Below are 288 nucleotides of genomic sequence, written 5' to 3'. Positions count from 1 at the left end.
AGGGTGCGGTGGTGGTGCCAGCAGAGCAGGACGCCGTTGTCGGTGTGGGTGGGTCCGCCGAGAGCGTGGTCGGTGACATGGTGGATCTCGCACCAGGCGGCGGGGATGTGGCAGCCGGGGATGATGCAGCCCCCGTCGCGGAGGGTGATCGCCTTGCGTTGGTGGTGGTTGAACACCCGGTCCAGGGTTCCGATCGACACGATCCGACCGCGATCGTCCATCAGGACGCGTTGCACCACCCCGTCGCAGGCGGTGTGCCGGGCCACCCCGATCGGGACGGGCTGGTCG

Annotated in this window: 1 protein-coding gene; it reads right to left on the bottom strand. The window is 69.4% G+C overall.

Annotated elements, in window-relative coordinates; translation table 11 throughout:
- Window positions 1-221: HNH endonuclease signature motif containing protein (locus tag ACPW96_RS23335; protein WP_425886134.1), on the bottom strand; the 221-nt coding region annotated here is incomplete at its 3' end.
- Window positions 222-288: the final 67 nt, after the last annotated feature.

This window comes from Micromonospora sp. DT81.3 (assembly GCF_049847225.1).
In the GTDB taxonomy this organism is placed as follows: Bacteria; Actinomycetota; Actinomycetes; order Actinomycetales; family Microbacteriaceae; genus Microbacterium.
This window is presented reverse-complemented; position numbering and strand designations above follow the sequence as displayed.